Below are 16,225 nucleotides of genomic sequence, written 5' to 3'. Positions count from 1 at the left end.
TTAACTCGGTTTTTGCCACCAATCAATTACATTACGTGATGATACATTTAACCAAAACAAAACATTTATTGTTTTATTTTAATGGGTTATATGATTCTTGCGATATGGTTGATTGTGAAGGAGAAACAAAATAATAATATTGTGACGGCTAGCTCATTTGCTGGTAATTAACTAACGTTATGAATTTAAAGAATATTAACATCCAAATAGAAAAGTTTTCTCTTAATTTGGAAAAAGGCATCAGTTTTTAGAAAAAATTTTCTATTTCCCTGTGGCATATTTCTTTTGGCAACAAATATAAAGATATCGTTTTTATTTTACTATATTGGGTTTTAGATTATGACTAAGAATATTGCTACAGTTTTAATTCATGGTGGGAAGCAGCAAGATACTGTTAATCATGCTATTTTTCCTGCTATTACAACGGCCAGTACATTTGTTCAACAAAGTTTAACCGAGCATGGCGAATATTGTTATTCACGTTGCAGCAACCCAACGCGTTATGCATATGAAACCTTATTAGCTGAAATCGAAGGTGGAAGCTATGCAACAGCAACGGCTTCCGGTGTGGCTGCTTCAAGTTTAGTATTAAATTTATTACCAAAAGATTCACATATTATTGCGATGAAAGGTGTTTATGGTGGAACATTTCGGTTATTTGAACGAGTTTCAACCATTAATAGCGGTCACCAAATAGACTATGTTGATTTGAATAATCTTGATGAAGTTAAAACAAAAATAAAAGATAACACACGCTTAATTTGGATTGAAAGCCCAACTAATCCATTATTAGAATTAGTTGATATCAATGTCATTTGTTCACTTGCCAAAGAGCATAATATTTTAACTTGTGTTGATAATACATTTGCAACAGCTTGGAACCAAAAACCATTAGAATTAGGAGCCGATTTAGTGATGTTATCGGCAAGTAAATATATTGGTGGCCATTCCGATTTAATTGGTGGTGCGGTGATCACCCAAAGAGAAGACTTAGCCAGCCGCCTCGATTTTCTAAAAACGACCCTTGGAGCAATTGCCTCTCCTTTTGACGCCTACCTTGCTTTACGTGGATTAAAAACATTGGCTTTACGTATGGCGGCACAATGTAGCAATGCAGCACAAGTCGCGAAATATTTATCAACTCACCCGAAGGTGGAGCAGGTTTATTACCCGGGGTTAGCTTCACATCCACAACATGAATTATGCAAAAAACAAATGCGTACAGGTGGAGCGGTTGTGACGATTAATTTGAAAGGGGATATTGAAGACACCAAAATATTTTTATCTAAAGTTAAATATTTTGTTTTAGCGGAATCGCTAGGTGGTGTTGAGAGCATGGTAAACCATTCGGCAACCATGTCACATGGGTCGATGACAAAAGAAGAAAGAGAAAGTATCCATGTCTATGATACTACGTTACGTTTATCTGTAGGCATTGAAGATATCACAGACTTATTAAATGATTTAGAAAACGCATTATCTTAATTTATTAAAATCAAAATAAAATATAATAAGAGAGCATCTAATGAATGATTATGGAATTTGGACCATTGTCACGCCAATGGTGACGATACTTCTAGCCATTTTTACACGACAAGTTATATTGTCATTATTACTGGGGATATTAGTTGGTTTTACCGTTATATATGATCACAATATATTATTGGGTATAAATGGAACGCTCGATGGTATTATCAATACATTTGCATCACCGGGAAATACTAAAACAATTCTATTTATGGTTATGATTGGCGGTATTATGCGGCTAGTCGTTGTTACTGGTGGTGTGCGATCATTAGTTAAATTATTAACGAATAAAACAAAGTTAATTAAAAATAAAAAAGCTGTTCAATTAATGGCGATGATTATTACATCATTAATTTTTATTGAAAGCTCTATTAACCAATTAATTGCTGGAGCATCAACAAAAACATTAGCGAAAAAATACGGTGTTTCGCCAGAAAAAATGTCCTACATTGTGCAGACTTCCTGTGTATCAGTGTGTTCATCAGCCATGATCAATGGTTGGGGAGCGGCAATGATGGGCGTTATTGGCGTACAAATATCTAAAGGCCTTATTACTGGAGAACCTTTTGAAATTTTAGCCGGCTCCATGGTATTTAATATCATGGCGTGGTTTTCTCTCGCTTCAGTGCTATTTTATATTTTCTCCAATGTGTCTTGGGGGCCAATGAAAAAGGCAGATTTACGTGCAGAGCAGCAGGCTTTAACGCTGTTATCCGCGGAAGAAACTGAGCAGGATGATGAAGATATTATTGAGCACCCTAATTGTCATACCTCTCTTAACTTCTTTATCCCAATTTTATCAACGGTCTTAATGGTACCTGTTGCGCTTTATATCACAGGTAATGGGGATTTTAGTAAAGGTAGTGGTTCAACATCGGTATATTGGGGAGTCATGTTTGGAACTTTAGTCTCTTTTGTATGGTTCTTAGCGCGTCGAGTACTCAATATTGAGACTTTCTTTAAAGAATTATATATCGGCTATGCCAGCATGGTAAAAATTAGCTCAGTGATGATCCTCGCTTTTTTAATGGGAACCGTTTCTTCCGATTTAAATACCGGTGCTTATATCGCAGAAGTCACCTCGGGTGTTATTTCGCCTGCTTTCTCAATTGGTTTTATCTTTTTAATCAGTGCGGTGATGTCATTAGCAACGGGAACATCGTGGGGAACATTTGCCATTATGATCCCAATCGGTGTGCAGTTAGGGCTTTCAGTTGGAATGCCTGTTGAATATATGATTGGTGCAGCCATTGCAGGTTCAATATACGGAGACATGACATCACCCATTTCCAGTGATGCAATTGTGGCGTCTATGGCAACAGATTGTGACCATATTGAGCACATTCGTACCCAAATGCCTTATGCCACTGTGACAGCTGCATTTGCGCTGATGGTTTACCTTTATTTAGGTTTTACATACTAATAAGGTGAATAATTCAACGAATATTAGACAACGATCAGTCGCCATAAATAAAATAGATTTACTTCAAGGGCTAACACCGTTAGCAAAATTAAATAATCTTTCAGAATACTTAGGTCGTGATATTTATACGAGTGGTGCACTCGCTATTTTTGCTTATTCTGAAATCAATGTAGCAATGATTAAATACACTTTTGATAATGCGATTTATTTATGAAAATTAATACTAAGGTTATTCATGGTTACCCCATGACGGATAAATATACCGGAAGTTCCTCTATCCCGTTATATCAATCATCGACTTTTTCACAAGCCAATATTGAGGAAAGTTACGACCATATTTATTCGCGTTTTTCCAATCCAACGAGAGATGCATTAAGTGAGGCTATTTGCGCAATTGAAAATGCAAAATTTGCTGAGGTTTTTTCTTCAGGAATGGCAGCAATAAGTGCCGTATTGCTTAATTTTAGTCAGGGCGACCATATCGTTGCCTGCAAAAATATTTACGGTGGTTCTTTTCAATTAATGACTGAGTTTCTGCCTCGTTATGGCATTTCAGTGACCTTTGTTGATGCGACCAATCCAATGAATTATCAGCAAGCCATAACGGAAAACACCAAAGCGTTTTATATTGAAACGCCATCTAATCCAACATTACAAGTGACTGACTTAAAAACTGTTATTGGGATAGCGAAACAGCATAATATGATCACCATCTGTGATAATACCTTTATGACGCCATTGTTATCAGATGTTATCTCTCTTGGAATTGATTTTTCTATTAATAGCGCGACTAAATTTATTAATGGCCACAGTGATGTGATCTTGGGGACGGTAGCAACGAATAACGCTGAATACGCTAGGTGGTTACATAAGTCAGCAGTTGCTATTGGTAGTATTGCTGCACCATTTGACAGCTGGCTGACGATGCGTGGTTTAAAATCAATGGCAATGCGAGTTGAACGAGCCAGTGAAAATGCACAAAAGCTTGCAGAATATCTGAATGAGCACCCAAAAGTACAACACGTTTTTTATCCGGGGTTAGCTTCACACCCAAACCATATGACTCATATGCAGCAGTCTAAAAATGGCGGAATGGTGGTTTCCTTTGATTTAGGGAGTTATGAAAACGTAAAACGATTTTTAGATACGGTTCGTATTCCACTTGTTGCGGTCAGCTTAGGGGGAATTGAGTCAATTATTTCCTACCCCAGAATGATGTCCCATGCTTGTATTCCTGATGAGGAGAGATTATTGCAAGGCGTAACAGATGGGTTATTACGGTTCTCATTGGGCTGTGAAGATATAGATGATTTACTCGCTGATGTCGATTCTGCTTTATCGCAGGTTCAGTAATTAGGCCATTAGTGATGCATTTTACTTCTGAGTGATACCTGCCATACACCTAAAAAACCCCCATAATATTTTAAGCCCTCTAAATAGTCAGATTATTTAGAGGGCGTTATACTTCGCAAAATACTTATTTGAGTAAGGTAAAATTAAAGACAGATTTCTTTATTGACAGGATTTAATTGAACAGCTTGTTGGATATGTTTTAAAGTTTCAGTCGCGAGCAGCGCGCTGGCTACATAAAATGCATTCCCACTTTGCAATTGCATTTTTTCTAAATAGCGATATACCCAAGGTAAAAAATGTATTTCTAGAAATTCACGTAATAATTCTGGTTTATTTTCAATCACCCAAGCGGTGAGAAGAAATAATAGCCCTACATGATCTTCAGGTTCTTTTTGATTTAATTCAATATTAATTTGGTTATTACGAAGCCATGCTCTTAATTCAAGTGTCGAAATACCAAAAATAACATTTTCTTTATCAAGATAAACGGAACCCCAAGGTGGTGCAGGTAATGCATAAGGGCCAATAAATAAGCGCTGGTAGGCTTCTTGTAATGTTTCTGTTTCAGAAAGACTATCTTGAAAGAGTTTATCAATAGATTGGCAATCATAATCCTGAGTAAATGGCCACTCAGCTAACCATTCGCTCGTTGTAAATAAATCAATTAACGTATTTACGCGTGCATCAGAAGGATCATAATAAAATAATGCTCCCAAAGTTTGCGCGCAAAGCGAAAAATCTGCCAATAATTTTTGTTCCATATTTGTCCACTTGCTATGTTGATGATGATGCGTTGATGTGATCGTAGCGAAACATGAGATTGTTGTCGATGATAAGAAGGTAATTGTCCTTCTTATCATCGCAAAAACAAGGGATTAGTAATTAGCCTACAACCGCCATACCCACAGTCATATGCACCCCGTAGAATATGCCTCTACCAATCAATTCACCAAGAATTACTAATAAGACGGCGACTAATAGCCCAATAATTGAAGGGTTCTTCATTTTAACATGCGGGTAAATCCAGAAAGCTAGCCCCAATGTTAAGCAAACAGTACGCCATCCCATTAGCGAGGCATAATCAGGAACAAGCTCTGAGGCTTTTTGTACTGAACTTTGGATAGAGCCTAATTCAAACCCTTGTGCCGTTACCAAAATACTACTCGCAATCACCGCAACAATACTGATTAATGTAAAAAAGCGGACGTTATTGATATCATAGCTTGCTATGCGCAATAAAAATGCAGCAAGTACAGGCCCCGCAATAAAACTGGTTAAGATAAACTGCAAACTACCATAATGATTAAACCAAGTTGGGACGGTATCAATTTGGTATACGCGAGATATGGCATAAATAAATATTGCCGCACAAATAATTGTGACAATTAACCAAATAGTACCAATAGACTTGGGCATCTTCTTCAGTAATGACAGTAACCAATACAGCCCACCTAAGACAAAGAATATTGAGCCACTGACTATTTCGTTACTGAGCGCTGAATGACCAACACGTATCATTGAATTGAAGGCGCGCATCGGTGATCCCATATGCAACATGGACAGTAAAAAGCCAATTCCCATTAATGCCCATAAACCGAACATGCTCATGACAATTCTATGATGCTGTTCTTTTATGGGTTTCATTAATAATACCAGAGCCATAAGTATAAATGCGCCAGCAACACTTTGACCTATAACGGTGAAGAAGATTAACGGATATTCATGTAAACCTGCGCCCATTTTAAACTTCCTCCGGATTTGCTAAATAACCTGTGGTGTCGCCAACAGGACGGCAATTTGCATTGAGATTTAACACAATATTGGGTTTGGTATAGTGTGCTGCTGGTAGAGGAGCTATCTCATTGATAGTACCGTATTTTGTACGTAATTCTTCAATAGGCCCGAAATCTAATGCACGTAGTGGACAAGACTCAACACAAATGGGTTTTTTACCTTCAGCTACACGTTCATAGCAGCCATCACACTTCGTCATATGCCCTTTAACGGCATCAAACTGAGGTGCACTATAAGGGCATGCCATATGGCAATAACGACAACCAATACAAACACTTTCATCGACAACGACAAAGCCATCTTCACGTTTATGCATCGCGCCACTTGGGCAAACTTTAACGCAAGCAGGGTCTTCACAATGGTTGCATGAAATGGAAACATAATAAGAAAATACATTTTGATGCCATGCACCATCTTGCTCAGTCCAGTCACCGCCTGCATATTCATAAATACGACGAAAATGAACATCAGAGGATAAGTTTTTAAAATCTTTACAGGCGAGTTCGCACGTTTTGCAGCCCGTGCAACGTTGTGTATCAATATAAAAACCATATTGTTGTGACATACCGGGCTCCTTATAATTTAGCAATTTCAACTAAGTTAGTATGCTGAGGGTTCCCCTTAGCAAGCGGTGAAGGGCGTTGAGTCGTGAGGACATTAATACACCCGCCTTGGTCTACTTTTTTGCCAAACATATCGGCATCTAACCAAGCCCCTTGGCCCATAGCAGTCACGCCTGGCATGATCCTTGGTGTCACTTTTGCTGGAATATGAACTTCACCTCGGTCATTGAAAACTTTGACCATATCACCCTGTTTAATACCACGTGCTTTAGCATCTATTGGGTTAATCCATATTTCTTGGCGACAAGCTTGTTTTAAGATATCAATGTTGCCATAACTGGAGTGCGTTCTGGCTTTATAATGAAAACCTGTCATTTGTAATGGGTATTTTTTATTAAGATTATCGATATGGCTTTCAAAGCCTTCGGTGTAAATTGGTAACGGGTCAATCACATCATCAGGTGCTAATTGCCATGTTTTCGCTATTTCAGCTAGGCTTTCAGAGTAAACTTCTATTTTCCCGGAAGGTGTCTTCAATGGATTGGCTTGAGGATCCTCTCGAAAGGCTTTAAATCCAATGACATGCTCATCTGGGCATTTGTGTTTGAAAATACCCACGGTTTTCATTTCTTCATAAGTTGGCATGTCAGGGAAGCGTTCACGGCTTTTTTCACATAAATATTTAACCCATTCGTGTTGGGTGCGGCCTTCAGTGAATTTTTGTTCGACATCAGGGCCTAAGCGTTTAGCAATTTCAGACAAAATTTCATAGATGGGCTTACGCTCAAATTTAGCGCTAGTGGCTGGTTGGCCTAAGATCATGTATGACATGTTTCCTGCGGACTCACTAGGAATGAGATCTTCTTGTTCGGTAGGCATTAAATCAGGTAGTAAAATATCGCAATATTTTGCAGATGCTGTCATGAAGTGGTCGATACCAACAATCATTTCACATTTGCTGTCATCTTGTAAAATTTCATGAGTGCGAGCGATATCACTGTGTTGATTTATCAATGTGTTACTGGCATAGCACCATAAAAATTTAATGGGAACATCTAATTTATCTTTCCCTTTTATACCATCATGAATAGCAGTCATTTCTGTACCGCGTTCGATAGCATCTGTCCATGTGAAAACAGAAATTTGAGTTTTGACTGGGTTATCGAGCATTGGAAACCATTCAACACCGGAATCATAAGTGTCTTCACGACAGCCTGAATTTCCACCACTGATGCCAACATTCCCCGTAATAATGGCTAACATGGCAATTGCTCGAACGGTTTGCTCACCATTTGAATGACGTTGAGGACCCCAGCCTTGAACAATATAAGCGGGTTTTGCTTGGCCTATTTCACGGGCTAACTTTATGATTTTATCTGCTGGAATACCTGTAATTTTAGCGGCCCACTGTGGTGTTTTAGCCACACCATCAGTACCTTGGCCTAAAATATAGGCTTTATAGTGACCATTTTGAGGAGCAGAAGCCGGTAAGGTTTTTTCGTCATAGCCGATACAGTATTTATCAACAAACTCTTGGTCGACCATATCCTCAGTAATAATCACGTAAGCTAATGCAGCAGCGAGTGCACCATCAGTACCAGGGCGAATAGGTAACCATTCATCTTCTCTACCAGAAGCAGTGTCATTATAACGAGGGTCAATAACTATCATGCGCGCATTGGAACGTTCACGTGCTTGTTCGACATAATAAGTCACACCTCCACCACTCATACGAGTTTCCGCGGGGTTATTTCCAAACATCACAACTAATTTTGTATTTGCGATATCATCAGGGCTATTGGCTTCTTGAGAACCATACAGATAATTCATACCCGCACGAATTTGCGCGGTACTATAACTGCCATAGCGGCTCAGGAAACCACCACATGAATTCATTAAGCGGTAGGGAACATTTGAGTTGGTGATATTACCGCCGTCAACACCCGTTCCATACAAAACATGAACGGCTTCATTACCATAATTTTTTAATGTATCGCGTAAGCTATTGCCGACAGTATCTAGGGCTTCTTCCCATGAAATTCGGACAAATTTGCCTTCTCCACGTTTTCCTACGCGTTTCATTGGGTATTTCAATCTATCTGGGTGATTCATTCTCCTGCGGATTGAACGACCACGTAGGCAAGCTCTTACTTGATGATTACCATACTCATCTTTCCCGGTGGTATCAGACTCAACCCAATATACCTCATCGTCACGAACATGAAGGCGTAATAGGCAACGGCTACCACAGTTAACGGTACATGAACTCCAAACGGCTTTTTCTTCAGGGGATGTTGAGTTTTGAGTGTTATCGATTGCTTTTGCATTAAAAGGAAGTGATAAACCACCGACTGCAGCAAATAAACCGCTGCAGTGCCAGATTTCACGACATTGCGCCTTGTGATAGGGCTATTTAATAATTTATTTTTTGTATTCATTGATATTAGCCTTTATGACCATATTAAATATAGTGTTATTCAAGGGCTATGTTACTCTGACATATTTAGTTTTTTTTGCGCCATATCAACGAAGTTATATTTGTAAAACTGGTAACTTTTTCATAATAAATAAATATTAATGATAATTGATATCACTCTAACATCATGAATAAAAAGGTTTTCTCTATTTTCTTATTAGAGGTTGAAAATTTGGAAATGTTAATATTGGGTTTAATATAGAAAATATTTCTCTTGGTAAGGAGTTTTCGGGAAATGGGGGAAATATCTTTGGCAGTATTGTCAGAAAATAATAATAAATTTCTCTCGGATCATTTGTTATTCTAAAAAAATAATGAACTTTAATATTATTAAAAGGATTGAAAAGTAAATGCAGAATAATTATCTATAAATTGCTCATCTAATATCCTATTAAGGTGTAACTTTTTAGTGAGAATAGTTTTTATTTTCAAAAGTGGTTAATTAAATTCAATATTGAGTGTTATCGATTGAGCAAAACCTGCTGGTGGTTTACCGACAGAACGACTTTTTTGTACTGCAAGTAAAGCAGCCTGGTCCAATAAATCACTTCCTGAACTACTTGCTAAGCGAATTAAGCTAATTTCTCCGGTTTGGCTTAATTGAAATTGAATTGTTGCGATACCACGGTTTTTCATTTTTTTTGCGCGGCGAGGGTATTGTTTATTTCTCTCAACTTCTTGGCGTAGTTTTTCACGGTAAGCATTAATTAATTGGCTATTAGTATCACTCGTTGCATATTGGTTTTTGGGGCCTTTTATTCCTGCTGATTGAGACGAAACAAGGTCACCTGCTTTTTGTTGTTGTGCGATCGGTAAATCATTTTTAACCTCTGAATCAGCTTGTTTATGAGTATTTTCATTTCTTTTAGTCAGTTCTCTAGGTTTTATAGGCTCTTTTTGCGTTTTTATCACCTTTTTTGGTTTTTTAGGTACAACAATAGCAGCGTGTTCCGCTATTGGGCTGGGATCTATTTTTACCTCACGAAGGGGGTCTGTAGGTTGGGGGATCTCTTCAGGTTCTGCAACGTTGACAGCTTGAGTTAATGCGATCGAGATAATAGGCGCATCCTGTTGTGCTTGGTTTTTTAAGGATAATGATTGAGCCGTAACATAGGTTAAATACCCAATAACAAGAACATGTAATGTTATTGATAGAATAAAAGTCACTAATTTTCGACTCATCATAAAACCTCAATATTTTTTCTCACTGAACCTAAAGAGGGCAAACCATACAGGTATTAAGTAGTTATGTTTGAACTGTAACTCATAAGATAAAATAATGACTCGAATTATATGTTAATAATTATCAATTGCAAATGATAGTTATTATCAACTTTGATGGGCGTATTTCATTACATATTAATCCTTTGATTTTTAAGGAATATTATTTCAAATAAAAAGGCTTGGTGAGTAACCAAGCCTTAATGAGGCTAACTATGTGATAAATCAGCTAAATACTATTCTCTTTTTTACGACTTTGTCTGGCTCCTACTTAAGTGTTGTTGTACTGAGTATTTGATTGAAGGGGATTGGTTGTTTTCGGTAAAACTCAAGGCGACAGCGGCTTTTTCATGGTCATCCATCGCTAAAAAGCTTTTACTGATACCATTAATTTTCTTTGTTGATAAATTACCCGCTTTTATATGTGAATTAATCGCTGCTTGATTTGCTGCGGACATACTATTTTCATTGAAACTTAATGCAGTAACTGCTTTTTCATGCAAATTCATTTGTGCAAAAGATTTCGTAACACCTTGAATACCATTAGGAGATAAATTAGCGGCTTTTGCATGGTTAGCAATAGCCGCTTGGTTTGCATAAGCGGTATTATTTTCAATAAAATTGAGAGAAATAATGGCATTTTTATGGGCAGTTACGTCTGCTTGAGCACTTAGACTAAATACCAATAAAAATGCAGAGGAAATAAATAATTTGTTCATCGGAATACCTTTAAATAACATTGCCTATATTTTGGACAAAATAATGGATAACTTTATATAAATAAGTTCTCAAAAATGAAGGCAAAGCATTTTTAACGCCCATTTTCACACTCTATCTTAGGTATGTTATTGAATAGATAAACTATCTAAGCTGTATTTTTATAAAGTTATCGTAGAAATAATCATTGCGATGCCGTAAATATAGGTGATCGTGTTCAATGATAAAATTGATATCTATGCAAATGATGAGTGCATAAAACGCATTCATCATTTTACATTCACAAAAGAAAAGAGAATTATTTTGGCGTCTTTATCGGTGTCTTGAAATACAAATAACGCCGTGTAGATAATAAGCTACACGGCGTTAGAATATTTAATTAATATTTTAAATTAAGAGCGTTTAACCACTGTTTCTGATACGTGTATTGTGTTCTCTTTATTCGCAAACCAACGGTCACGTAAGTTGTCATATCCGAGGTTAAATGCATAGGTATAAAATAAGAAAAAGGCAAAAAAGCCGATTTCAAGTAAGAATGCATCTAAGAATGACATTTTGAGTAAAAACGCCAACATGGGTACACCCATGATAACAAAGCTTAATTCAAAACCAATGGCGTGAAAAACGCGCACTTTGGCTGGGCGAGGCCCCTTAGACAAAGGCCAATAATGGTCAAAGATCATGTTATAAACTACGTTTAATAGCATTGCTAGTGTTGATAAGACAATCGCCACTGTTCCCATTTGGAAAATTGAGCGTCCTAAAAGCCACGCACTGACCGGTGCAGTTATTGCGATAGCAATGACTTCAAATGAAACTGCATGAAAAATTCGTTCAGTTAATGTTTTTGTATGCTTGCTCATAACTACCTCAAAGATATAGAAAATTATTTTTTGGGTAAAAATCGGGTGCAATTATTTGCTATTTTTTATATATATACAAAATGGCAGCCATCGAAAAAAGCGATACCTTATGAATTATTCTATAGAAACGTTGCGTACCTTTGTGGAGGCAGCATCCTTAAAATCATTTTCTGCTGCAGCACGTAAATTGAATAAAAGCCAATCAACCGTCAGCTCAACGATCAGTGGTTTTGAAGATGATTTAGGGTTTGTGCTGTTTAATAGGCAGGGGCGTGAATCAACATTAACTTTTGCGGGTAGAAAAGTTTTGAGTTTAGTTGAGGATATTTTATCGGCAGACGAGCGTCTTCAAGCGCTAAGAGTTGAATTACTGCCAGATATTGAACCTAGACTAAGTTGTGCTTTTTCAGATATTTATCAACCTCCACATGCTGAGCATATTTTAACGACGTTAGATAGGCAATTTCCACATCTTGAATTCGAATTTTTAATTGCAGAAAATAATGACGTTATCGAAATGATCCAAAACCAGCAAGCTCATGTTGGAATGATGGAATCCCGAACAGAATATCCTGCGGATATTTCCTTTTCTCGTTTACCTATTCAAGGTGAACTAGGTTTGTATGTATTAAATAGCCATCCATTAGCTAAAGAGAAAAAAATAACTTATCAGCATTTAACAATGACACGCCAACTACGGCTAAGCAGTAGTAGCCAAATGATTATTAATAGTGAAAAGAACTGGTTTGCACCTAATTATTTACTATTATTAGAAATGGCAGAACAAGGTGCTGGGTGGGCTATATTACCGACATGGTTAGTTAAGCAATTTGGCCATAATCGTTTGGTGAGTATTAATTATGATTTATGGCCTCGAAAAATTGATGTGGATTTAGTTTGGTCTAAGAATAATCCACCGGGAAAAGCCGGTTATTGGTTGGTCAATAAGTTGCTTAATAGCCAAGATTAAGATTGTTAATGCTAAAAGTTGTTAATTTTCGATATATTTTATATTGTAAAACAATATATATTAAATGTAATAAGATGTTATCTTGTAAATAAACGTAATATAATTTTAAAAATTGGTTTTATATCGCTAATCTGAACTTAATCAAATTGTTGTTTGAGTTAATTTATTAGAGGATAAAAATGAAAAAATTATTAGTACCTACACTTTTTGCTGTTGTATCTACTATGTCATTTGCTGTTCAGGCAGCGACAACTCCAGCAGCAAGCCAATCGCAGAGTGCGGAACATAAATTAAATGCTTACGAAGAAATTATGGTAGGCAAAGTTTGGACAACGACAGAAGCTTTAGATCAAGATAAAAAAGAAGTTAATGCGGATGATAAACAAGTCGCTAACTTTTTTGGTTTAGCGGAGTATTATCCAGATGGTACATTTAATATGACCACGTTTGATGGAAAGCCTAAAATGAAAGGTGACTGGTCATTTGATGAAAATGGCAAAAGCCGCTCATTAACAGCAAAAGATGGCGATGGTAAAGTCTTATTTACTCGTGTTGTCGAAAATGTCACAGTAACCCCAGAAGAATACACATATCGTATTTATCCAGAGCAAGATAATAAAGATAAGTACTTTGATATTGTTCATAAAGTTAAGAAATAAGATTTGTACCAATAGCGCAGTCTAAATATGAATCTTATTTATTCTGCGCTATTAGTGTTTCTGTTGTTTATTTAAAACACGTTTCAGCCCAGCGTGTTAATCCTGCGGTAACGGAACCAAAGTCGTCCCCACGTACTATCGGAATATTAGGTAATTCTTGGCTAATAGCCTGGTGTAATACTGGTGAGCGAGCACTCCCGCCTGTAATGTAAATGGCATCTGGCTTGACTCCTCCTTGCTTGACTGCTTCTTTAACTAACTCAATCATTTTACTTTTCGGTGATTCAATTGATTCCACCATGTATTCATGTGGAATATCCACCTCTAGTTTTTCAGAAGCTAATTTAATTTGAGCTAAATAACTAGGCGTATCTGATAATGCAATTTTAGCCTCTTCAGCTTTACGTACTAAGCTATAACCTAGTGTTTCATTATAGACTTCTAACAATCGAGCTATTTTTTGAGGCTCTTTTGCATCTTGTTTTAGTCGTGTTAACGCAGTTAAATTTTGTCGTGAGTAAAATTCTTTTTGTGCTTCAACATTATTAATGGCAATAGGGTTCCAAAATTGTAGAAATGGCATTTTAATACCTGATAAAGATTGGCTCTCCATCCCAAATAGCGGCATCAATTGTTTCAATGCAAGGTAAATATCAAGGTCGTTTCCGCCCACTCGTTGCCCACTATGAGCAAGTAAGGATTGTGTTCTGTCCTGTGCATTTCGATAAGTTGGCCCCATTTGGATTAATGAACAATCTGTTGTTCCTCCACCAATATCAACGACTAGGATAATCTGGTCTTTATTCAATGTTGATTCATATTCAAGTCCTGCAGCAACAGGTTCAAATTGAAAAGCAATATGATTAAACCCTGTGCGCTTTGCGGCACGATAGAGTATTGATTCAGCTTGTTGGTTCGAGAGTTCTCCCCCACGGCCATGAAAGTTAATAGGTCGGCCAATGACAGTATCATCAATAATCTGTTGTAACTTTTGTTCTGCAGTGTCTTTTATATTTTTCATCATGGCGCAGACAAGGTCTTCAAAAAAACTAATTTGGGTATCATGTAAGCCAGACGCCCCCAAAAATGATTTCGGAGATTTTACATAATAAACATCTCTAGGGTCGCTTAAATATAAATCTAAAGCGGCTTGTCCAAATACGATGTCTTCAGGCATTAAATCGATCCCTTCATCACGGTTAAACGCGATAGATCTTTTTAAAATTTGCTGCCCGATTTCATTTGAAGGGGATATTTTGCAATGGCGAAATAAATGCTCAGAGACTGATTCTCTTGTTGGCGCGCATAAGGTTGATGGGATATAAACACTATCGCCTTCTAATGGTAATAGTGTGGGTACCCCGTTTTTCATGACCGCGACAGCACAGTTAGATGTACCGTAATCAAAACCAATAAACATTTCGCCTCCAAAATAACGATTTTGAAAAAAGGCTGAGACTTTATATCAAGCAACAATGAATTACTATTAAAAGATGGGTGATGTACGCTAGGTGCGTGACGAGGAAAACAGTATGAATTGGCACTAAATAGGGTATAAGCGCAAAGAAATCTCGATGAATTTAGTATTCAATAGATGCTGCTTTTAGCTACCTGTGTGATAAAAAATTATGGGAAAGTCGATGAGTAAATTTCATATAGAACTGAAATCAGAACTAACATGTCCAGAGTGTCATTTTAAACAAGTCGAGGAAATGTCGACAGACGCTTGCCAATGGTTTTATGAATGTAAGCACTGTGGGGTATTATTAAAGCCATTAAAGGGGGATTGCTGTGTTTTTTGTTCATATGGGTCAGTAAAATGTCCTCCAATACAAGAAGTAATGTTAACTGGAGGACTGGCATGCTGTTGTTCTTCAAAAGATATTTGTTAGTTTATCTTAATATATACAGTGGTGTGAGATAATCTGTAAATAATAATATGGTAAATATTTTTTATAGCTATTTATGTATTAAATATAAGTAATCACTTAATTGAAATTTTCTTAATATATTAATGAAGTATTAAAAGTGACTCTCGGAAATATCTTATTAAAAAACTGGGTCTTATATCTCTTTAATTATTACAATACTTATTCCAAATAACATTAAAATCATTATCAGGAAACTCTTTATCATCTCTATCTATTAATGGAATAGAAACAACATTACGCCCATCATTATGAAGGTAGGTTTTGACCACAAAGCGCTGAAATGAATATGAGTTTTGGCTAGTGAAAATAAGTACCTCACCACATACATAGCCTAGCATACCATGATCTAAGGTTTCTCTTATCTCATGATATTTAACATTTTTATATTCAGCTGTTTTGGGGAATGCTAAAAAATCCTCAACTGCTTTTTGAGATTTTTCTACGATATCTAAATCAGGTGTATAGTTACTTACAACGCCTCCTATAAAGGAAGCGCCCGCAATTAAGCCGACGACTAAAAATGAAAATATTTTATTTTTCATAGTGTTTATTTCTTATGTAATTATTTTTGATATCCCCAAAGAATGCCAAAATATATAAAGGAAATGAAATATTCCGCACTTAAGCTAAATTTAATTGTTAATTTCACTTAGGTGGATATACTTGAATTACATTTGGGGTAATTAACTGGAGCCAATCTAACATAAGATTATTTGAAGTAATATAGA

15 protein-coding genes are annotated in these 16,225 nt (G+C 36.7%); 6 read left to right on the top strand and 9 right to left on the bottom strand.

Annotation, left to right across the window (positions count from 1 at the left end):
* Nucleotides 1-339: 339 nt before the first annotated feature.
* The 3 genes from CYG50_RS13460 (at nt 340) to CYG50_RS13450 (ending at nt 4,303) form a co-directional block, all read left to right on the top strand.
* Nucleotides 340-1,485, top strand: coding sequence for a trans-sulfuration enzyme family protein (locus CYG50_RS13460; protein ID WP_102140000.1), 1,146 nt, complete (start codon nt 340-342; stop codon nt 1,483-1,485).
* A gap of 40 nt (nt 1,486-1,525) precedes the next feature.
* Nucleotides 1,526-2,950, top strand: a complete 1,425-nt coding sequence (locus CYG50_RS13455) for a Na+/H+ antiporter NhaC family protein (protein WP_102139999.1) — start codon at nt 1,526-1,528, stop codon at nt 2,948-2,950.
* A gap of 210 nt (nt 2,951-3,160) precedes the next feature.
* On the top strand, nt 3,161-4,303 hold the full coding sequence (locus tag CYG50_RS13450; protein ID WP_102139997.1) for a trans-sulfuration enzyme family protein: 1,143 nt from the start codon (nt 3,161-3,163) through the stop codon (nt 4,301-4,303).
* Between the two features lie 143 nt (nt 4,304-4,446).
* On the opposite strand, the gene dmsD is transcribed toward CYG50_RS13450, so the two are convergent.
* The 7 genes from dmsD to CYG50_RS13415 form a co-directional block, all read right to left on the bottom strand.
* Nucleotides 4,447-5,064 carry a Tat proofreading chaperone DmsD gene (dmsD, locus tag CYG50_RS13445; protein ID WP_102139996.1) on the bottom strand — a complete coding sequence of 206 codons (618 nt, stop codon included), beginning with the start codon at nt 5,062-5,064 and terminating at the stop codon, nt 4,447-4,449.
* Nucleotides 5,065-5,185: 121 nt separating this feature from the next.
* A complete protein-coding gene (locus CYG50_RS13440) occupies nt 5,186-6,043 on the bottom strand; it encodes a DmsC/YnfH family molybdoenzyme membrane anchor subunit (protein WP_102139995.1) in 858 nt (285 codons plus the stop codon).
* A 1-nt stretch (nt 6,044) separates the two neighbouring features.
* Nucleotides 6,045-6,662, bottom strand: coding sequence for a DMSO/selenate family reductase complex B subunit (locus tag CYG50_RS13435; protein WP_102139994.1), 618 nt, complete (start codon nt 6,660-6,662; stop codon nt 6,045-6,047).
* 10 nt (nt 6,663-6,672) lie between these two features.
* Nucleotides 6,673-9,042: a DmsA/YnfE/YnfF family dimethyl sulfoxide reductase gene (locus CYG50_RS13430; protein WP_102139993.1), complete on the bottom strand. Its 2,370-nt coding sequence runs from the start codon at nt 9,040-9,042 to the stop codon at nt 6,673-6,675.
* A gap of 532 nt (nt 9,043-9,574) precedes the next feature.
* Nucleotides 9,575-10,318 carry an energy transducer TonB gene (locus CYG50_RS13425; RefSeq protein WP_168222856.1) on the bottom strand — a complete coding sequence of 248 codons (744 nt, stop codon included), beginning with the start codon at nt 10,316-10,318 and terminating at the stop codon, nt 9,575-9,577.
* A gap of 287 nt (nt 10,319-10,605) precedes the next feature.
* A complete protein-coding gene (locus tag CYG50_RS13420) occupies nt 10,606-11,076 on the bottom strand; it encodes a PcoE/SilE family metal-binding protein (RefSeq protein WP_102139991.1) in 471 nt (156 codons plus the stop codon).
* Between the two features lie 390 nt (nt 11,077-11,466).
* Entirely contained in the window at nt 11,467-11,937 is a 471-nt protein-coding gene (locus CYG50_RS13415; protein ID WP_102139990.1) for a multidrug/biocide efflux PACE transporter, read from the bottom strand.
* 109 nt (nt 11,938-12,046) lie between these two features.
* Between CYG50_RS13415 and CYG50_RS13410 the strand changes: the two genes are divergently transcribed.
* Together CYG50_RS13410 and CYG50_RS13405 are read left to right on the top strand one after the other, a co-directional pair.
* Nucleotides 12,047-12,907, top strand: coding sequence for a LysR family transcriptional regulator (locus CYG50_RS13410; protein ID WP_102139989.1), 861 nt, complete (start codon nt 12,047-12,049; stop codon nt 12,905-12,907).
* 179 nt (nt 12,908-13,086) lie between these two features.
* Nucleotides 13,087-13,566: a DUF4822 domain-containing protein gene (locus tag CYG50_RS13405; RefSeq protein WP_102139988.1), complete on the top strand. Its 480-nt coding sequence runs from the start codon at nt 13,087-13,089 to the stop codon at nt 13,564-13,566.
* 67 nt (nt 13,567-13,633) lie between these two features.
* Here the strand turns inward: CYG50_RS13405 and yegD are convergent, their stop codons facing one another.
* The gene (gene yegD, locus CYG50_RS13400) at nt 13,634-14,986 is read right to left on the bottom strand and encodes a molecular chaperone (protein WP_102139987.1); all 1,353 of its coding nucleotides are present in this window, start codon (nt 14,984-14,986) and stop codon (nt 13,634-13,636) included.
* Between the two features lie 208 nt (nt 14,987-15,194).
* On the opposite strand from yegD, the gene CYG50_RS23260 reads away from it, so the two are divergent.
* Nucleotides 15,195-15,458 carry a GDCCVxC domain-containing (seleno)protein gene (locus CYG50_RS23260; RefSeq protein WP_425516735.1) on the top strand — a complete coding sequence of 88 codons (264 nt, stop codon included), beginning with the start codon at nt 15,195-15,197 and terminating at the stop codon, nt 15,456-15,458.
* 182 nt (nt 15,459-15,640) lie between these two features.
* Here the strand turns inward: CYG50_RS23260 and CYG50_RS13390 are convergent, their stop codons facing one another.
* Nucleotides 15,641-16,039 (bottom strand): hypothetical protein, encoded by a 399-nt coding sequence (locus CYG50_RS13390; RefSeq protein WP_102139985.1) that lies wholly within the window; start codon nt 16,037-16,039, stop codon nt 15,641-15,643.
* Nucleotides 16,040-16,225 lie beyond the last annotated feature (186 nt).

The organism is Providencia huaxiensis (assembly GCF_002843235.3).
Classification (GTDB): domain Bacteria; phylum Pseudomonadota; class Gammaproteobacteria; order Enterobacterales; family Enterobacteriaceae; genus Providencia; species Providencia huaxiensis.
The sequence above is the reverse complement of the archived record's forward strand: the minus strand, read 5'-3'. Positions and strand labels throughout refer to the sequence as shown.